The organism is Neorhizobium sp. P12A (assembly GCF_008365395.1).
In the GTDB taxonomy this organism is placed as follows: Bacteria; Pseudomonadota; Alphaproteobacteria; order Rhizobiales; family Rhizobiaceae; genus Rhizobium.
Genome location: NZ_QOVX01000018.1, coordinates 38,321 through 56,100 on the forward strand (window position 1 = coordinate 38,321; position 17,780 = coordinate 56,100).

Consider the following 17,780-nt stretch of genomic DNA (forward strand, 5'->3'; position numbering starts at 1 on the left):
GTCATATATAAGAAATCTGTTATCAGGTGCCCGCCGCTTTTTCCAAGGATGAATAGATACTATGTTTGATGTTGCGAACTCCGCCAGTTTGCTTGACGCGATGTCCAACCCACGCCGTCTGGAAGTGCTACAGATTCTGTCCGAAAGGGAAGTGTCGGTTGGTGAGCTCAGCGCGAAAATCGGTTTAAGCCAATCAGCGCTGTCACAGCAACTCGCGAAGCTGCGCCAGAAGCGACTGGTCAACACACGCCGAGATGCGCAGACAATATACTACAGTTGCGACAACCCGGCTGTGCTAAGGATGTTGACCGCTCTGCGGGATGTCTATGCGCCCTCAGCTCAGTTGCCGCGCGCCAGCTGAGAATGCAATCACAAAAGCGTCCCGCTTTCATCGCAGCATCCGCGAATACCTCGCACGCTTCTTCTGTGGCGATCGCACGCCGGAAAGCTAACAGGCACACGATGTTTGCGTTTCTGCGTGCGCTGCTCTCATAAGCTCAAGTTCAGCGCGCGACTGCGTTGCGCATCACATTTTGACACCTCGGTTGCCATATCAGGCAGAAGTCGTGAGAATTTCCTTCACCTTCTGCGCAAGATCGTCAATTGCAAATGGCTTAGTGATCATTTCCATTCCGGGCGCCAGGAAATCGGCTCGTGACGCCGCCGTCGCGGCGTATCCAGTGATGAATAGAACCTTCAGCGAGGGGCGGGCGGCGATAGCGATCTCGGCAAGCTGACGACCGTTCAGTCCGGGTAGACCGACATCGGTCACAAGCAGATCGATACGGCTCTTCCCCTCGATCAGTGGCAATGCTTGCGTACCATCGATCGCCTCGGAAACCCGGTAACCGAGATCTTTGAGAACATCCACGACCAGCATCCGAACAGCATCGTCGTCCTCAACAACCAGGACTGTTTCGCCTTCACCCCGGGGCGGAACGAAATCCTCGCCGACATCGGTGCTTTGAGCACCGACTTCCTCCACGCTCCGAGGCAGGTAGAGCTTTATCGTCGTTCCAACGCCAACTTGGCTGTAGATTCGGACATGGCCCCCGGACTGCTGCGCGAAACCGTAGATCATCGACAGCCCAAGACCGGTCCCTTGTCCGATTGGCTTTGTCGTGAAGAACGGCTCAAAGGCTTTTTCAATCGTTGCTTGCGACATTCCTATGCCGGTATCGCTTACGGCCAGGACAACGTAGCTGCCCGGTCGCAACGTTTCACCGCGGGCAAGATCCGCCTCGCCTAAGACGACATTGGACGTTTCGATCGTCAGCTTGCCACCGTCCGGCATGGCATCGCGTGCGTTGATCACGAGGTTGAGCACCGCGCTTTCGAGCTGATTGGCATCCGTCACCGCTTTCCAGGTGTCCGGAGTGGTTTTGATGAGTAACTCAACCCGCTCGCCGAGCGTCCGCCGGAACAGCTCCTCCATAGAGGCAATGAGCTGCGTCAGGTCGATCGGATGACGCTCCAGAGACTGGCGTCGAGAAAACGCGAGAAGTCTATGCGTCAGCGCCGCGGCGCGATGGGCGGATGACGAGGCGGCGTCCAGATACTTGTCGAGGTCATCCAACCGGTTCGCAGCGATCCTTCGCCTTATAATCGATAGCGCTCCGATGACACCCGTGAGCATGTTGTTGAAATCATGGGCTATACCTCCGGTTAATTGGCCAACAGCTTCCATTTTCTGGGCCTGGCGCAATTGATCTTCCGTCTGCTCAAGAACCGCCTTTTGTTGCCGCTCGAGAGTAATGTCGCGGCCATAAGCATAAACGAGGTCATCCTCCCGCGACGTCATCCAGGAGACGATCCGCTGCGAGCCGTCCGCATGCGTCAGGCTGACTTCGAGCTCAGCGTAGACATTTTCGATCGCCTTCTTCAGATCGGGTTGAGCCTGGTCTCTGTCCTCGGCCCACACGAGGTCGAGGACTTGTTTTCCGACGACGTCCTCCGGAAAGTGGCCAAGAATTTGCTGCCACGACGGGCTGACGTCGCGAAACACACCATCCGTCCCGATGACTACCAAAAGGTCGCGCGAATTCTTCCAAACGCGGTCCCGGTCGCGCAAACTGTCCCGAGCGATTTCCGAAAGCTTTTGATTGGCTTGGTGCAGGCTTTCTTGCGTCCGCTTTGCGTCGGTGACGTCAAAGATGACGCCGACATAACGTCGGCCGTTCGATTCGATGTCGTCGACATACTCGCCACGCCGCGCCAGCCACCGCTCCTGGCCGTCATTTGCGCGCCTTACCCGAAACTCAATGTTGCGCTCGTTCTGAAGTCCGTTTGGATCGGTCAGATCGATCAGCGGCTCATCAGCGGGGTGAATGAGGTCGTTGAGTGTCCGAACAGGTAGAACCCTGGTTGGATGCAGCCCAAACAGGTGGCAGAACTGTTCGGAGACGGTGGTCGTCCCGAAGCCGACGATGTGTTCGAACGTCCCGATCCCGCCCGCGGATTGAGCGATCCGGAGCTGCTCGTGTATCCGCTTCTGCTCGGTGATGTCGACGAGCACGCCTGTGAACTTGATGGGCTCATCATTGTCGTCAAATATCGTGCGGCCCCTCGCGTGCACCCAGCGATATCCACCGTCATTCCGTACGAGCCTGTATTCTTTGGAAAAGACTTCCGACCCGGCGAGGATCCCGGCTACTGCCAGTTTTACGCGCTTCAGATCATCAGGATGAATGGACGCAAAAAAGTGGTCCGGCGAGACTCCGTCGGCGAGCGCAACGGGATCCTGGCGAGTTATCGCCGCGAATCTCGCGTCGGCAAGCAGGCGGTTGGCGGGAATATCCCATTCCCACGCGCATACCGCGCCGGCCGCGTCAAGGGTAAGGTGCAAACGGCGTTGCGCCGCTTCAAGAGCGTCAGATGTGCCTGCCGCAGGTTTGGCATCGTCATCCATGGATGCCGCCAATGATACTAATCAACTTAAGGGCTTTCCGTCATTACGCGATCAATGAAGTCTGCAATATGTTGCTTAAGTCTCTCCATCGACGGCAGATCCATGATCATCGCGATGTATCCGCGGATGTCATGCTCCCTCACGGAGAAGTTGATGTAAAGGAATAAAACGTATCCCTCGTCGCCACCGTTGGTCAGGACTTCAAACAGGAGATTGCTGTCCCCTCGACGAACATGAGGCAGCGACATTTTCAACGTATGCTGCAACATGTTCGCCATCGAGCCAAGGCAACCGTTCAGTATGACGTTGCCCGTCTCTGCAAGTGCTTCCTCGGCCATTTCCGCAAGATCGGCTTCCCCCATCTCGTCGCCGACAATGGCGCGAACAAGCGACAATCCGTTGCTTTCCGGAAAGATCAGCAGAGCACGGCCCGAGAAGGGCCCTTCGAACTGTTGCTGGACTGCAATGAGGCTTTCGCTCTCACGCTGACCAATCAGGGTGGCCGCGGACTTGCGCGTCACGATCTCGACCGAAGGGACCGAGAGGATGACCTGCTTATGGACCATCTTGCGCAGGCTTGCTGCCGCGCGACTGACGCCGATGTTGACGAGTTCGGTGAGAGCGTCCCGTTCGAGTTCGTCGAGTCCGAGCGATTGATCGGTCATGCTCCCGCCTTCTTGAGCCGAAGTGCCGCTCCGGCGATGAACCCGCTCAATGCGTCTTGGGTGACCGGTTTTGCAACGAACGTGGCGTTGAGCGCACGCACCTTGGCGATGATTTCGTCCTGGACGTTTGCCGTGATCACGGCGATCGGCATATGCGGGTGGCTGGCTCGCAATTCGGACGCCAGTTCAAGGCCATCCTTGTCCGGCATATTGAAATCCAGGATCGCAACGTCAACCTGACGCGAGCCGACGATCCCAAGGGCATCCTCAGCACTCGCGGCTTCAATGCGTGTCCAATCCGGCTGCAATGCTGTGATCGCCTTGCCGGCCACGATACGTGCCAATTTGCTATCGTCCACAACCAGGACTGTTACCGTCATTCCGTTACTCCACATGGCCCTGGCAGCTCGGCTTGCCACGGATTCGTTGATACCCTTAGGTGGATAGGTATGCCTTAGCAAGTTACCGCCCCCTATTTGCGACTATCATTGAGCTATCTAGCGCAGACAGAATCTTTTCCACCGCTGGGGCTGGCGAAGACGCGGTGGTTATTTTTGCCCTATGCATTATCAGCGCCTGCCAAAGTGCCGTGTGGACGACAGTTGCAGTACTGAGATCCACCGAAAGATCCGGGCGACTTTCGAGATAGCCGATCAACGCTTCGACCTCCTCGATCCCACACGTCCCTGAAAGGGTAATGGCCTGCGTATCCAGCTTCACCGTCATTGCACCAGTTCCTCAATGTCCAATACAAGTAGGATCTTTCCGTCGCCTAACAGCGTCGTTCCCGCGATCCCGCTGACGCCCTGCAGCAGGCCGGCCAGTGGCCGCGTCAGCGTTTCGGTGCGCTCGGCAATCGCATCAACGGCTACTCCGATTTCGCTTTCTCCTGCGCGCACAATCAGGACGGTAAGGTGGTTGGGTTCGGAATTCTGCAAGGGCGTCTCCAGCAGTTTGCCGAGATAAAGCAGAGGGATCGTCCGGTTGCGAAGAATGAATGCACGACCCGCCCGAACGGACTGAATGGAGCCGGTCAGCAGCCTGTGCGTCTCGACGACGTCCGACATGGGAATGCCGTAACGCTCGTCACCGACTTCAACGACCATCAACTGTGACATCGAGAAGCTGATCGGCAATTTCAGAAGGAACGACGTGCCCGAGCCGACGACGCTTTGCAGTGTGAGCGTCCCACCAAGCCTCTTAACCGAGCTCTGTACCGCATCGAGGCCGACCCCGCGGCCGGACAAATCGGAGACCGAGGACGAAGTGGAAAAACCCGGCGCGAAGACCAACTGAAGAATGTCCACATCGGAGAGAGTCGACGCCTGGTTTCCCGAAATGAGACCGCGATCGACGGCTGTCGCTCGGACACGTTGCGGATCCATGCCGCGGCCATCGTCAGCGACTTCGATCTCGATCTGGTCGCCGCGCTGTCGAGCTCGCAAGATTATGCGGCCTCTTGCAGTCTTGGATAGGCGCAACCGGTCGGCTTCCGGCTCTATACCATGGTCGAGGCCGTTTCGAATGAGATGCAGCAGCGGCTCGAACAGGTTTTCGACGATTTCCCGATCGGCTTCGACTGTTTCCCCTTCGATGATCAGATCGAGCGCCTTCCCCAGCCTTGCCGACGTTTCCCGCACCAGCCGCGGGAAGCGGCGAAAAACGTGTTCGAGCGGGATCATTCTCGCCTGGGTGACGCCACTGTAAAGGGAGGCAACAAGTTGCTCGATCTCGTGGTGGCTCGATAGAATGCGTTTTGCAAGCGGAGCGTTGCCCTGATTTCGAGCCTCGTCTGCGAGAGAAACGAGGCTATTCTTCGCGATAATCAGCTCGCCGGCAATCTCGACCAGTTTATCGATGCGCGAGGAATCCACCCGCATCGTTGTCGACCGGCGATCCGCCGAGCGGCCCACCGACGCGTCCGGCCCAGAGGGGATCTGTCTGGAGGTAGATCTAAACAAAGGGAAAAGCTCGACCTGATCGGGGATCAGCCGAAACAATGCTTCCGCCTCCGCAATCGACCCTCCCGAGACAGCGTCGATCAGAAGATTGCAACGGAAAGGGTCGTAGTCCTGAGGCGACGGTCGAGGTTCTTTGATCGAAATCGCCAGATACCGCAGGTCCGAAAGGCTCGATATCAATGCCAGCGGATCGTCGCCGTTGAAGAAACATTCCGGATGCGGCTCGTAACGGATGGCGACCATCGCTCCTTCGTCGTTGGACACAGCACTCCGCTGATGCAGGGATTGAACCCAGTCGGGAAGTGCAGTCGGTTCGCTGGCGGGTTCGTCTACTTCAGGCCCACTTTCCTCGCCCTCGAGGAGCCGAAGAAGCCTCGGAGCCTGTTTCTCCTGCGCCTCCTGCAGACGTCCCGTCTGCAAAATCCCGTCTATGCAGCCGTCAACCCACTCGATCACCGCGAAGAGAGGGTCGATGAGCGTCGCGTCGACGGCGACCTTACCACCTCGGGCCCGGGTCAAAAGGTCTTCCGCCCGGTGCAAGATGTCCTGCATCGGGCCGAAATCGAAAAGTCCGACCGAGCCCTTTAGCGTATGGATCGCCCGGAACGCGCTCTCCAGACTTGCGTGCTTCGCCGGGTCTGATTCCAGCGACAGGAGATCTTCCGAGGCCTGCTGGACCAGCTCCCGCGCCTCGATGGCGAATTGTTCGATCAATTCATCCATTCATTTGCCTCCCGCCTCTCGGTAGACGATAGCGTCGGGGAAACGAACGGGTTCGAAGGTCTCCGAAATACGGGACATGGATTCCGTATGGCCGAGGCAAATGTATCCGCCGGGATAGAGAAGTTCATGGAGGTTGCGCGCAGCGATTTCCCGCGCGGCCTCGTCGAAATAGATGAGCAGGTTCCTGCAGAATATCACATCGAAACGGCCAAGTGCGGCGAGACTCTGCCGATCCACGATATTGCCCTTGGCGAAGGTGACGGATTCTCTCAAGTCGCCGATCAGTCGGCGCTGCTGATCCTTCTCCGCCTCGAAATACCGGACAAGGATGTCCTGCGGAAGTCTTGAGAGCGACCGCTGCCCAAAATACCCGTCGACCGCCTGCCTCAGTATGGCAGTATCGATATCCGAGCCGGTAATCTCGATGTTATAGGCGTCGACCAGCGGCCAGTTCTCAAGGAGCCAGATGGCAATAGAATATGGTTCCTCACCGCTGGAGCAGGGCATGGACCAGATTCGGATGCGATCGCCCGGCCCTTTGGAACGGATGATCTCTGGCAGGATCGAATGGCTTAGACAGGCAAGCTGATGTTGCTCGCGATAGAAATAGGTTTCGTTGACGGTGAAGCTGTTGATCAGCAGCTCGGTCTCGCGCAGATCGCCACGCAATATGGAGATATAGTTTCTCGCCGACTGCGCCTTCCGCTGGCTGATCAGGTCGGAAACACGGCGCTCGATATAGTAACGTTTGGTTTCGCCGAAAACCATGCCGCTGCGCTTGTAGATGATGGCGCAGATCTCCTCGAGATCCGCTGTCGACAGCGGGGGCGCAGCATAATCATTCGATCTGATCGGAGGGATCGCCATCAGCAGGCTCGCTCAAGTAGCGTCAGCCCGATCTCATCTGCGCGCTTGATCTCGCTTGCGCCCCCCAGGCGCACCAGTTCTCCCGGCATGCCCCAGACGACGGCCGTTTCCTCGGATTCCGCGATCGTATGGCCGCCGGCGGCCTTGAGGTCGGCCATTGCGGCTGCTCCGTCATTTCCCATGCCGGTCATCAGGACGCCGACGAGATTAGCTGCCGGCACATGGCTCATGGCCGAGCGCACCATCCGGTCGACGCTTGGATGCCACCGATAGCTCGGGTCGCTTGGAGCGGCCATCGCCACCAGCGATCCGGCCCGCGAGGAGATGATGATATCTGCGTCTCCTCTAGCGATGTAGATGTTGCCCGGCTCCAACCTGATTTGTTGCGTCACCTCGCTAACGGTTACGGCGCATAGCCTATTGAGACGCCGTGCGAGAGGCCCGGTAAACGAGGCCGGCATATGCTGTGCAACCACGACCGGCCAGCCGAAGCCAGCCGGTAGATGGGAGAGGACAGCATCCAGGGCCGGCGGCCCGCCGGTCGAGGTCCCAATCAGGACAAGACCGAGCCTCTCCGAAGTTCCAATGCCCGCTGCTGCTAAAGACTTTTGATACGCCCGCGATGGAATGGTTTTTGACGATGGCCCTGTGCGAGTGACACGAAGGCGTTCGGCAAGTCGGCGGCTTCGCTTGATCCGGACTGACGCGGCCGTGCGAACTTTCTCGACGAGACGAGGGGTCAGTTCGTCAATCCCAAGTGAAATCGCGCCACCCGGTTTGGCGATGAAATCGACCGCGCCCATCTCCAGCGCTGCGAGCGTTTCTTCAGCCCCTTCCTCGCTCAGCGACGAAACCATCACCACAGGACAAGGATGCTCGAGCATGATGCGATCAAGACAAGTGAGCCCATCCATCAACGGCATATGGATATCGAGCGTCACCACGTCGGGGCGAAAGGTCGAAATAATCTTCAGGGCCTCGGCACCGTCGCGGGCGAACTCGATCTCGAAATCCCCTTCGGCACTGAAAATCTGGCCCAGGAGTTTCCGCATCAAGGCAGAATCGTCGACGACGAGAAGACGAATCACGGATCGACCACCGCTGTCTTTTCGTCTGCTATCGTCGCAACGATATCCCGCTCTGCCCGCGTCAGAAGCTCCTGGGAATCAATCAACAGGATCATCCGACCATCGGCTTCGATGTGGGCGATGCGGTCGAAGACGTCCGTCTGATCGGAGGAAAATTCGGGCGCTTCCGACAAAGCAGTTAAGGAAATAGGCTTGACTTCCGATACGTCGTCCACGACGAACCCGGCTCGCAGGTTTCCAAGGGTTACAATGATTGCGCGAGCCTTGGCAGTCTGCGGCGATACCGGAGTATCGAAGCGGATGCGCTGATCAATCAGCGGAACAGCCTTGCCCCGCAGATTGATGACGCCCATCACAAATTCCGGTGCGCCGGGCATGCGGGTGACGTCTTTTGGAACCCGGACGACTTCATCGACCGAGCTGATCGGCAGGCCGTAATTCTCGTCGCCAAGCTGGAAGATCAGAAACTGCTCGAATGTCTCTTGGCTTTCACGCGTCGTATCCATGAGCTTTGGTCCTGTATTGTGGTCGAGTGCCTGCGAGACGGCATGGTGGCCGAACAGCATTTCCGGAGACAGGATGGAGATAAGACGTCCGCTATGCGTTATCCGGCCGATCGCCTCGATCTGTGCATCGCCGCGTCCCCGTTGAAGTACCGCGGGTACCGCATCGATCGCATCGTTGGGCAGCCGGTGAATGACGTCCATCTCGTCAACGACGAGGCCGACGATATTGCCCTCGTGCTCTACGACAACGATGCGGGAGCCTTCCTTCGTCGATTGTTCGCCGTCAAGGCCGAGAAGGGATGCGAGCGATACAAGCGGCAGAACGCTGTTGCGCATGGGAACGAGGCCGATCACCGCGGGTGCAGCGTTGGGGACGACCGCTATATCGCCGGCCAACGTGGCGACCTCGTGGACATCATCGAGCGGCAGACCATAAAGCTGACCCGCCACTCGAAAAGAGAGCAAGGCAGTCAGCTGACTGCTCGCGTCCGGCTCGATTTCGTGGCCGGCCTGAGCTACGCGTTCGACCGGCGCACGTCTCGCGCCCTTGAACGCGGCCTCCAGCAGGCCATTCAGCCCTTGGATTGGGGTTGCCGTGGAATCGGCTGAAAGCCGTAAGACATCATCGACGAGGAGGCCGACGGCGCCTCCGTGATCGTAGATTATGATCTTGCCCTCATGTCGGGCCGAGAGATAACCGCCGCTCAGAACTCTGCCCATCGACAGGACCGGGATGGGCTTGCCGCGAAGATTGGCAATGCCCGCGAGCGCCTCGGGGCCATGCGGAACCCGCGTAATATGGGGTACCCTGACCACCTCCAGGACGGAGCTTGCCTCAATCTCGTGACAATGCTCGCCGACCCGAAATACGAGCCGCCGCCGATCGACGTCTGCTGCTGAAGATGACCCTGCCATGTCCCTAGTTTCCGGACATCTGAAGTTCATCTGCCAAAGATGCGATTTCTTCGACCGCCGCTGCCAGATCCTCTGCCCCGCGAGACTGCTGTCGTGCCGCAGTCGCGGCCTGTTCCGAGGCAGCACTTGCCTCTTGCGCGACCGTAGCGATTTGTTGGGTTCCGGCCTGGACCTGTTTTGCCGCAACGAGGATCGCCTGCGTTGCGTCCAGGATGGACGCGTTGCCGCGCACCATCGCGTCGACGTCGACTTCAGCCGCAGCGAGGCGCTCGACAATCGCTTTGTTTCTGGCAATCTCGGCCTCGGAAGCCGCAACGATCATTTCGAGTTCGCGCTCCACCGTCGCGATCTGCACGCGGATTTGCCGCACGATGTCCTTAACGCCATCTATATTCTCCGCCGCATCCTGCGCGAGCTTTCGGATGTCAGTCGACACGATCGCAAAACCACGGCCCACCTCTCCGGCTCTGGCAGCCTCGACCGAGCCGCTGACCGCCAGCATGCTGGTCTGGACAGCGACCAGAACGATCCGGTCTACGGTGCGTTCGATCTGGAAACCGATCTCACCAAGCGACTTCAGCTCTGCCAATGCGTTTCGCGTTTCGACGAGAGCGTCGGATACACCCGCGGCAATGCTGCCAAGTCCAGCCTTGTTCTTTTGAAGGAATGTCTTGATTTCCCCCGTGCGCCTGCTCGCTTGCTCGGCGCTATCCTGTGTCTGCACCGCGCTTTTTTCGATCTGGGCCATGGCCGCATTGGCCTGCTGCGTGGCAGCGGCCTGTGCTTCGGCGCCCCGGCTGATCTGCTCAATCGCGATGAGGATTTCGCCGGCCGCGCCGGAAAGCTCCTGAACGGTCGCAGACAATTCTTCCGCAGCAGAGCTCAGCTCTTCGGTTCGCGACGCTCGACCATTTTCATTCATCAGGTCGTCGGCGAGAGTGGCAAGCGCCTGAGCGGTTTGCTGACTTTCCTCGAGTGCCGTACTTTGCTGCTGGACGGCGCGCTGTGCCTCTGTCGCCGCAGCAGACTGCTCTTCTGCGGCGGCGGCGACGGTCTCAGCACCCTTCTGGGCCTCGCGCGCCGCAACTTCCGCCTCAACCGCGGCAATCAGGATCACTTGGCTGTTTTGGGACAGAGCGGTCAGACCCGAACGAATTGCGTGCAACTCCTCGGAGACCGTCCTGCCCGAAGCCGTCTGCTCCTTAGCCGTGGAGGCGGCCGAGTTGATCCGTTCTGCAATTCGGCGGACGCCGTCGACGATCGTTTCTGCATGCCGGCTTACGTCGCGCGAACTGCGCTCGGCTATTTCCGCGAGCGAGCGAACTTCGTCGGCAACGACGGCAAATCCGCGGCCCTCGTCGCCAGCCCGCGCCGCCTCGATTGCCGCATTGAGCGCCAGAAGATTGGTACGGTCCGAGATATCGGCTACCGCCACCGTGGTGGCTCCGATGCTTTCAGCCTGAGACTGCAGCCGGTCGATGACCGTAACGGATGCGATCTGCCGTGACGCATTGGCGTCGATGGCCGAAATCGAATTATCGATCTGTGCAGCGGATTCGAACATTGAGCTTTGTAGCTCCTCCGTGCGCCTCCGCGCAGCCTCAGCTTCCGTTCGAGCCTCGGAAAATCTCGAAGAGAGATGGGTTGTGGCAGACAGCGATTCATGTGCTGCACCTGCGGCCTCTTCGGCGCCACTTGCGATTTGTTCCAGAGCGCGACGCAACTGTTCTGCGGCCGCTGCAGCCTCCGCGACACCTGTCGCAAGCTCCTCGGTCGCCGCCCCGATACGTTCTGCCGCTTTCTGTTGACGGAGGCGGGAGCGATCCTGGGTCCGGCGTGAGGTTGCAGCCTTATCGGGGATTGTAACCGTGGGCCCAGCTGGCGCCGACTTCGCTGCGGTCGTTTTTGCTCCCAATTGGGAGGTCTTCACAAGTGCCATGGGTGTCCGTCAATCAGGTTGAGCCTGGATTGCAACACAGGAGGAAAGCGCTGCTCGCATTCAAGGCCGCTGGGTCAATCAGTTTGTATGACCTAATACAGAACGCAAAGCAATCAATGCACCGCCGGTGAGCCGAGTTGGTGGATGTGCCTGGGTTCATGTTAGAGGGTCTTCATCGAGATCGAACATCACCATCGACTATAGCGTGTCGCATCAGCCAAATTCCTTTAGCATGTTTACGAGCGCATCGTACTTGTATGGCTTTGGAATGAACGAGACGCCGCTTGCAAGGTCGAAGCGGCCGAGCCGGACGTGACCTGAGGTGACGATGACTCTCGTCTTTGGAAAACGAGATCGAACCAACGTCATGAGCCCGAGCCCGTCCGTCGAGCCTGGCATGTTGACGTCGGTGAAGACGACGTCAACCTCGCTGGCCCGCAGGACCACCAACGCCTCGTCGGCATTGCCAGCCTCAAGCACCTCGAAGCCCGCATGTTCGAGCGCGTCGACGGTCGCGTAGCGGATCAGGGGCTCGTCATCGACAACCAGGACCTTCTCGACATGAGGAGACGCCTCGATAGACTGGGCCGGCGCTGTCCCTTCGCTGAAATCCTCCCGTTCTGCGACGGCTTGCGACCAGTGTTCGCGATCGCGGCCATGCGGACAGCCTTGCTCCTGCCAGATCTGATGGGCGCGCTTGCTGATCCAATCGTAAGTGTCCTGATCCATCGATGGCCCCTCCGGCTATCAGACGAACGTCCGATTCACGGAACGGTTCCCCTCCGAAAAGGCAGAGGCTCCGGATTGCCGACGGTATTGGGCTCCAAACGCGGGAGGCGGATGCGTACCGGTCACTCGTGAATACCGCCCACAGCGCATGCGGGCAGTAACGTTCGACGGAAGGTAGCAGTTTCGCATCGGTGCCTCGCCTAGTGCACCGATAGCGATGTCGGCGCATTCACTCGTGTGGCGTAGACGCCAACGTAGCTGCCGATGAGCGTGGTCGCGATGTCATCGACGGTTCGAAGGCCACCCTGGTAGAGATCGATCGCCGCCTGACAAAGGACATTGGAGCAACGATCGTCCGGCCGCACCTCGTAGAACCTGTACCACGCCTGGACGGCCTCCGACATCATTCGGAAGCTGAGTTGTTCGTTTCTTTGCTGCATTGAGAGCACTCCTCTTGCCTGGAGGTGTCACTTAGGACGACAACAGTAAGCGTCAACGTCCCCCTCAAGAACCATCGGGCGCGATCCTGTGTCCAGTGACTCCACCGGCGTCATCACCAGGCCTTGCTGCTCTTTCAGCGATGCGTTTCAGGGCGACCGCGTTTTCTTCAATGTGATCGAGGGTTGTAAGTGTTTCCTCGACCTCGTGGATTATGTCTTTGGCGAGGATTTCAAAGTTGTGGATCGACATTTCGGTTCTCCTTTCAAGGGAAACACATACCCAGTTGAAAGGTTCGACAATTCGACACCTGATTATTCACCTGTAGTGGCTCAGCCTCCACCGGATCGCAGCGCGGCCCGACAGATTTTCGCTTATGGGATTTTGTGACATCGGCCGCGGAGACGACGCACCGAGTAAGCGAAGGACCCTCGTTGTTCAATCGAGCGAAGGCGCCGGTTTCGCTCTCCCGAGGTTGGCGATCATGATGTTGGCGAGGTCACGGAATTGCCCGTTGGGATATTTCACCAAATAGGCTTGGAGCATATCCGGTTTATCGCTTTCGCGCACCGTTTCCCAAAAAGCGAGTTCGATTGAAGGATCGTCTCTACTTTCCTCAGCGCTCTCGATCCGCGTGTGGGCCAATTCGACGAATTGCCCGTCCGGAAAACGCGCAATGTACAGAGCATATTCTGCGGGGTCATCGCTCTCCTGAACCGACTGCCAGAAGGTAACTTCAATACTGCGATCCTCATCGCCCTTGTCGCGTGACAGCGGCTGATCGACGGAAGACGCTTGCTCTCTATCTTCGATGAGGGGAAGGGCCAAATCGATCGCCGGCTCATTCTCCTTGTCGAAAAGGACGCGAAACACGCGCAGGGGACGTGGGATGTTCTTGATATTTTGCTCACCGAGGTCCTCGAAGCTTGCATCGACGCGGTCGCGGAGATGATCGCGCACACCTCGCGTCACACAGATGCCGCCGACATCAGCAAGGCCTTCCAAACGGGCGGCAATATTGACGCCATCGCCGAAGATATCCCCGTCTTTGACCAACACATCGCCCACGTTTATTCCAATACGAAAATTCATATGTCGATCGACGGGAAGATCGCGATTTGCCCGCCACAACGACTGTTGAATCCCGACCGCCGCGTTAAACGCATGGACGACCGACGGAAACTCGGCAAGCACGCTGTCGCCGGCTGTGCCAAAAATCTGTCCGTGTGCCTTTTCAATGAGATCGTCGATAATTGCCCGATGCGATGTCAACGTGGCCAGCGTTTGCTCTTCATCGACACTCATCAGCCGGGAGTAGCCCTCGACATCGGCGGCGAGGATGGCTGCAAGCTTTCGTTCAAGCGGCGGTGCTTCCATTCGAGCAGTCCGATCTGGTGATAGCAGGGGTTTTGTCATAGGCGTTTTTTTCGGCTAGATCGCTGTCGCCCACGGCAAGTCCAGCCAACCGGGTTGTCGCGTGCTATTCCCACCCCAGTTTTATCCGGCTTGCCAAAGGCTGGTCGAAACAATCACCATATGACAGAGGACAAGAGGGCAACCACACCCATGGTCCAAATGGCGCCCCGCACGCGACGGCCGCGCAGAAAGCGCCCGGTCAACGACATTGGAGCGACGATTGCGGCGTGTTCGGTGGAGATGGACAGATATTTGGTCATAACGTTCTCCGAGTGTAGCCGCTCAACGAAGCAGTGAGTGCGAAGTTCCGCGCAGCAAGAGGATGCAGGCTTGAAATAGGCTTGGCGCTTCTCCGGGTGCCATGCCGATCGCGTTTGCGTCAGCTCAAAATAGCCGTGGGCCGCGGATCCACGCGCATGGACGATCCGCTCCGGAATGCGCTCATGATCGAAGTGAAAAGATCTTTTCCCGCAACACGAAATCTTCAAGCAAGGTAGGGCCGCGGGCTCCGGCGCGAAGACTGTTCTGGTTATCGGAAATCCGAATGCCCTGATTGGTGGTCAGATGGCCGCTTGCGTCGTGGGGCCCCGATGTGGGGACATGCTGGTGGGTTTCACCGCCGTTGCCGCGATCGGTGTCGAACTTGGATTCGTCTGCCATGGAAACTCTCCTCCCCGAGAATGCTGACCGGCTAACGGGGGAGGCCTTGGAAGGTTCCGAATGGAAAGCTTAGATGTGCGACTTCAGCCCAACGCAACCTCGGATGGCGTTCGATTGATTTCGTCTTTCCGATGAGTAGGTATTCTCGACGATGATGACAAAAGACTGTCGAGTTCTTCGCGATCGGCACTGAAACGCGCGATGTATCGCAAGGCCTGCTGGCGGCTGATTTGACATTGTTCGGCCAAGTCATCAACGGAAAACTGATCGGCTGTCATGCTTGGAAGTCTTGGAAGCCCTTTATTCCGAAACTCCCGTCGTGAGGTTTGTGTTCCCGCAGCCGCGCTCATCTATTGCCGCATTCTAATACTTCCGCGTGTGTTCAGGGATCCAAAGGTGCCCAGATCGTCCTTTACTATTGTTCCTTGGGGATCTTTTTCGCGCATGACCGGCGAGCAAGGAACGGAAACTTGGTTCAGCCGTTTTCTGGCGGTACTCGGGGGCCTTTCCACATATGATTCCCAGTTCCGCGCAGCCTTATCACCGCGTTCTGTCATGCGGAGCGATCTGTTTCCTCGTCTCTTCAACCGCCGCCGTTGCAGCGGAGCGAAAAGCCTCGGGTCCCTCCGAAGCATTGTTCCTTGTCCGGATCATCATTCTGGTCGCTATCGGCAGACTTCTCTGCGAAGCCTTGTTTTGCATCGGACAGACTTCCATCGCAGGTCAAATGATCGGTGGCATACTCCTCGGTCCCTCCGTGCTTGGATTGCTTCTGCCCAAAATACAGGTAGCGGTAGGACGCTTCTCCATCATTTTGGCTGAAGCAAACGTCCTGCCGAAGACAGACATGGACTATTTCGGTGAGGACGGCGACCGGATGCATATGATGTTCAATTTTCAGGTCAATCAGACGCTGTTTTACGCGCTTGCCAGTGCCGACTGCCAACCTCTCATTAAAGCTCTGGACTAAACCCGTACCCGGCCTCAAACAGCGCAATGGGGACTTTTCCTGAGAAATCATGATGAACTTGATCTCGGGCGACTGAGCGAGCGGCAGCGAAACCAGGTCTTTGCCGCCTTTGGACCGGACAAGGACATGCAACTCTATGATCGGGGTATCAGACGCCGTTTCGCGCCGATGAACGACGGCAACGAAGATCGCATAAGAATGGCGTACAGTCTGATGTTTTCGTTGCCTGGCACGCCTGTGCTTCGGTACGGCGACGAAATCGGTATGGGCGACGACCTCTCGCTTCCCGAGCGTCAATGCGCACGCACTCCGATGCAATGGTCAACAGAGCCGCAGGCGGGATTTACCAAAAGCACTGCTTCGGTCCTGCGGGTGATTTCCGGCGGCCCGTATGGCTACGAGCATATTAATGTGGCTCACCAAAGAAAGAATCCGGAATCCATGTTGAACTGGATGGAACGGCTGATCCGGATGCGAAAAGAGGCGCCGGAAATCGGCTGGGGCGACTATCGACCCGTGAACGCCGATCAAAGCGGCGTCTTGGCAATCAAATATGATTGGCGAAACAACTCCGTCCTGATAGTGCACAATTTCAACGCCAATCCCGTCGAGGTAAAGATCGATGCTGGTGGCAGTGAGGAGGACAACATCCTTATCGACATCGCCGACGGAACCGACAGCAGAGCGGACAAGAATGGCAAGCATTGCCTCTGTCTGGAGGGATACGCCTATAAATGGTTTCGAGTTGGCGGTCTTGACTACCTCCTGAGTCGCGCTGAGATCTGACGATCCTGCCTCCACTAACTTGCGCAGTATCATATCCGAGCGCATCTTTTTTCCTGAGTTGTCCGCGCGGCGGATTGTTTCACAAAACCTATCGTCGGCTTCTGGTCAAATCGCCCGAGTCCCGGGGAGGGGTCGAGAGCACAATGGTGCGCTCGCAACCGAAAAGAGCATGCGCCTTTAGTAAAATTTCCTAGAACCAGTCAGAAACGACCTCCAGATTTCGCGCGACGGGTTTGGAACGATGGATATAGCAGTTCGTGTCAGGCAGGTCTCCGCGACCCGGAGCCAAGGGCGCAATCAGTTATCCTCACGACTTGCGTATGATTCACGGATCGTGTTCACTCACCGCAGCCTCGAGACATCTTTATTCCGGATCTGCACATCGACACGCTGAAGGTGAAGAGCCGGAATTTCCCCTAGTCGGGACTTCCCATCGTTTGGGATATTCCCAAACCTATTGTGGTTCCTAGCTTGTCGCATTTCTGGACCATTGATGACGAAGCCGAACAACGGCTCTCATGCGGACGGTGGGCCTCGAAGGAAACCAGTCTTCAACTAGCGCAGCAGGCCATCGCTCCCGAACTCGTCCCATCCCTTCAACCCCGTAGGGACGTCACCAGCTTCCTGTTCAGCCGGTTTCGCCTTCTTCTTCCTGAGCGAACGCGTCAGCTTCGCCTGGTATGCGGCGCGCCTCCGATTTTCCGCCTTTGCCGCCGCGTCCTCCACCCGCCATTCGTCGACAGCGCCCCGATCCAGCAGGTCTTCGACAACACGAGGATCGAATACGTGAAACGTGATCCGTCTTGCCCGGCCCTGAAGTCTGACCGTTCGCGTTCCAGCGCTACGAAGACGCCCGTCCTCCAGCCAGCGTTTCCTCTCCGAACTCGAAATCGTAAGGATATCCTCGATCTCCCGAGGGATGACAGGAAGGTCGGCAATGTCCTCCAGCGCCTTGGAGACCGTCGCCGAGATCGCGCGGAACGCTGTCTTGGACGTTTCAGGCATGACCAGGATGAGTGCTCCTGTCTCCATGTCCAGCGACTTTCTGACGGCGGAGGGTAGCCGGGAGCGGATTTCCTGCAGGATTCCTTTGACCCGGACTGCAGATCCAAGTGTCTCGGTCACCGGAAGCTGCCACTCCTTCATCAATTCGGGATAATCGCTTTCGTTCTTTTTCGTCTTCGTCTTGGGCATGTTCAAGCAGATGGG

At 57.9% G+C, this 17,780-nt stretch carries 17 protein-coding genes and 2 pseudogenes; 2 read left to right on the forward strand and 17 right to left on the reverse strand.

Going from position 1 to position 17,780, the window contains the following annotated elements; all coding sequences use genetic code 11:
* Positions 1-61 precede the first annotated feature (61 nt).
* Complete coding sequence (locus DTW90_RS29565; RefSeq protein ID WP_149343020.1) at positions 62-361, forward strand: metalloregulator ArsR/SmtB family transcription factor; 300 nt, start codon at positions 62-64, stop codon at positions 359-361.
* Positions 362-553: 192 nt separating this feature from the next.
* Here DTW90_RS29565 and DTW90_RS29570 read toward each other — a convergent pair whose 3' ends face one another.
* The 16 genes and pseudogenes from DTW90_RS29570 to DTW90_RS29640 form a co-directional block, all read right to left on the reverse strand.
* On the reverse strand, positions 554-2,908 hold the full coding sequence (locus tag DTW90_RS29570; RefSeq protein ID WP_149343022.1) for a hybrid sensor histidine kinase/response regulator: 2,355 nt from the start codon (positions 2,906-2,908) through the stop codon (positions 554-556).
* Positions 2,909-2,934: 26 nt separating this feature from the next.
* Positions 2,935-3,573: a chemotaxis protein CheX gene (locus tag DTW90_RS29575; protein WP_149343024.1), complete on the reverse strand. Its 639-nt coding sequence runs from the start codon at positions 3,571-3,573 to the stop codon at positions 2,935-2,937.
* Positions 3,570-3,953 (reverse strand): response regulator, encoded by a 384-nt coding sequence (locus tag DTW90_RS29580; RefSeq protein WP_132528389.1) that lies wholly within the window; start codon positions 3,951-3,953, stop codon positions 3,570-3,572. The genes DTW90_RS29575 and DTW90_RS29580 overlap by 4 nt, the downstream gene beginning before the upstream one ends.
* An 82-nt stretch (positions 3,954-4,035) precedes the next feature.
* Positions 4,036-4,299, reverse strand: a complete 264-nt coding sequence (locus DTW90_RS29585; RefSeq protein ID WP_149343026.1) for a hypothetical protein — start codon at positions 4,297-4,299, stop codon at positions 4,036-4,038.
* Entirely contained in the window at positions 4,296-6,257 is a 1,962-nt protein-coding gene (locus tag DTW90_RS29590; RefSeq protein ID WP_149343028.1) for a chemotaxis protein CheA, read from the reverse strand. Before DTW90_RS29590 ends, DTW90_RS29585 begins: the two co-directional genes overlap by 4 nt.
* The gene (locus DTW90_RS29595; protein WP_149343030.1) at positions 6,258-7,124 is read right to left on the reverse strand and encodes a protein-glutamate O-methyltransferase CheR; all 867 of its coding nucleotides are present in this window, start codon (positions 7,122-7,124) and stop codon (positions 6,258-6,260) included.
* The gene (gene cheB, locus DTW90_RS29600; protein WP_132528393.1) at positions 7,124-8,212 is read right to left on the reverse strand and encodes a chemotaxis-specific protein-glutamate methyltransferase CheB; all 1,089 of its coding nucleotides are present in this window, start codon (positions 8,210-8,212) and stop codon (positions 7,124-7,126) included. Before cheB ends, DTW90_RS29595 begins: the two co-directional genes overlap by 1 nt.
* Positions 8,209-9,633, reverse strand: a complete 1,425-nt coding sequence (locus DTW90_RS29605; protein WP_149343032.1) for a chemotaxis protein CheW — start codon at positions 9,631-9,633, stop codon at positions 8,209-8,211. Before DTW90_RS29605 ends, cheB begins: the two co-directional genes overlap by 4 nt.
* Positions 9,634-9,637: 4 nt before the next feature.
* Complete coding sequence (locus DTW90_RS29610) at positions 9,638-11,197, reverse strand: methyl-accepting chemotaxis protein (protein ID WP_246665105.1); 1,560 nt, start codon at positions 11,195-11,197, stop codon at positions 9,638-9,640.
* Positions 11,198-11,785: 588 nt separating this feature from the next.
* Positions 11,786-12,301 (reverse strand): DUF2934 domain-containing protein, encoded by a 516-nt coding sequence (locus DTW90_RS29615; protein ID WP_149343035.1) that lies wholly within the window; start codon positions 12,299-12,301, stop codon positions 11,786-11,788.
* A 200-nt stretch (positions 12,302-12,501) separates the two neighbouring features.
* Positions 12,502-12,741, reverse strand: a complete 240-nt coding sequence (locus tag DTW90_RS29620; RefSeq protein ID WP_149343037.1) for a hypothetical protein — start codon at positions 12,739-12,741, stop codon at positions 12,502-12,504.
* 64 nt (positions 12,742-12,805) lie between these two features.
* Complete coding sequence (locus DTW90_RS29625; RefSeq protein ID WP_149343039.1) at positions 12,806-12,991, reverse strand: hypothetical protein; 186 nt, start codon at positions 12,989-12,991, stop codon at positions 12,806-12,808.
* A gap of 186 nt (positions 12,992-13,177) precedes the next feature.
* On the reverse strand, positions 13,178-14,116 hold the full coding sequence (locus DTW90_RS29630; RefSeq protein WP_149343041.1) for an adenylate/guanylate cyclase domain-containing protein: 939 nt from the start codon (positions 14,114-14,116) through the stop codon (positions 13,178-13,180).
* Between the two features lie 152 nt (positions 14,117-14,268).
* Entirely contained in the window at positions 14,269-14,415 is a 147-nt protein-coding gene (locus tag DTW90_RS37320) for a hypothetical protein (protein ID WP_188080101.1), read from the reverse strand.
* A 99-nt stretch (positions 14,416-14,514) separates the two neighbouring features.
* Positions 14,515-14,815 (reverse strand): annotated as a pseudogene (locus DTW90_RS29635) (catalase); the annotation flags it as partial.
* Between the two features lie 83 nt (positions 14,816-14,898).
* The gene (locus DTW90_RS29640) at positions 14,899-15,093 is read right to left on the reverse strand and encodes a hypothetical protein (RefSeq protein WP_132528778.1); all 195 of its coding nucleotides are present in this window, start codon (positions 15,091-15,093) and stop codon (positions 14,899-14,901) included.
* A gap of 527 nt (positions 15,094-15,620) precedes the next feature.
* Here DTW90_RS29640 and DTW90_RS29645 point away from each other — a divergent pair.
* Positions 15,621-16,571, forward strand: a pseudogene (locus DTW90_RS29645) (trehalose synthase); the annotation flags it as partial.
* A gap of 555 nt (positions 16,572-17,126) precedes the next feature.
* Here DTW90_RS29645 and DTW90_RS29650 read toward each other — a convergent pair.
* On the reverse strand, positions 17,127-17,765 hold the full coding sequence (locus tag DTW90_RS29650) for a hypothetical protein (RefSeq protein WP_149343043.1): 639 nt from the start codon (positions 17,763-17,765) through the stop codon (positions 17,127-17,129).
* Positions 17,766-17,780 lie beyond the last annotated feature (15 nt).

Coding starts and splice junctions, on each gene's coding strand:
- DTW90_RS29610 (WP_246665105.1), bottom strand. CDS start 11,197: ATGTTCGAATCCGCTGCACAGATCGATAATTCGATTTCGGCCATCGAC.
- DTW90_RS29585 (WP_149343026.1), bottom strand. CDS start 4,299: ATGACGGTGAAGCTGGATACGCAGGCCATTACCCTTTCAGGGACGTGT.
- DTW90_RS29580 (WP_132528389.1), bottom strand. CDS start 3,953: ATGACGGTAACAGTCCTGGTTGTGGACGATAGCAAATTGGCACGTATC.
- DTW90_RS29605 (WP_149343032.1), bottom strand. CDS start 9,633: ATGGCAGGGTCATCTTCAGCAGCAGACGTCGATCGGCGGCGGCTCGTA.
- DTW90_RS29650 (WP_149343043.1), bottom strand. CDS start 17,765: ATGCCCAAGACGAAGACGAAAAAGAACGAAAGCGATTATCCCGAATTG.
- DTW90_RS29615 (WP_149343035.1), bottom strand. CDS start 12,301: ATGGATCAGGACACTTACGATTGGATCAGCAAGCGCGCCCATCAGATC.
- DTW90_RS29590 (WP_149343028.1), bottom strand. CDS start 6,257: ATGGATGAATTGATCGAACAATTCGCCATCGAGGCGCGGGAGCTGGTC.
- DTW90_RS29625 (WP_149343039.1), bottom strand. CDS start 12,991: ATGTCGATCCACAACTTTGAAATCCTCGCCAAAGACATAATCCACGAG.
- DTW90_RS29640 (WP_132528778.1), bottom strand. CDS start 15,093: ATGACAGCCGATCAGTTTTCCGTTGATGACTTGGCCGAACAATGTCAA.
- DTW90_RS29570 (WP_149343022.1), bottom strand. CDS start 2,908: ATGGATGACGATGCCAAACCTGCGGCAGGCACATCTGACGCTCTTGAA.
- DTW90_RS29620 (WP_149343037.1), bottom strand. CDS start 12,741: ATGCAGCAAAGAAACGAACAACTCAGCTTCCGAATGATGTCGGAGGCC.
- DTW90_RS29565 (WP_149343020.1), top strand. CDS start 62: ATGTTTGATGTTGCGAACTCCGCCAGTTTGCTTGACGCGATGTCCAAC.
- DTW90_RS37320 (WP_188080101.1), bottom strand. CDS start 14,415: ATGACCAAATATCTGTCCATCTCCACCGAACACGCCGCAATCGTCGCT.
- DTW90_RS29575 (WP_149343024.1), bottom strand. CDS start 3,573: ATGACCGATCAATCGCTCGGACTCGACGAACTCGAACGGGACGCTCTC.
- DTW90_RS29595 (WP_149343030.1), bottom strand. CDS start 7,124: ATGGCGATCCCTCCGATCAGATCGAATGATTATGCTGCGCCCCCGCTG.
- DTW90_RS29630 (WP_149343041.1), bottom strand. CDS start 14,116: ATGGAAGCACCGCCGCTTGAACGAAAGCTTGCAGCCATCCTCGCCGCC.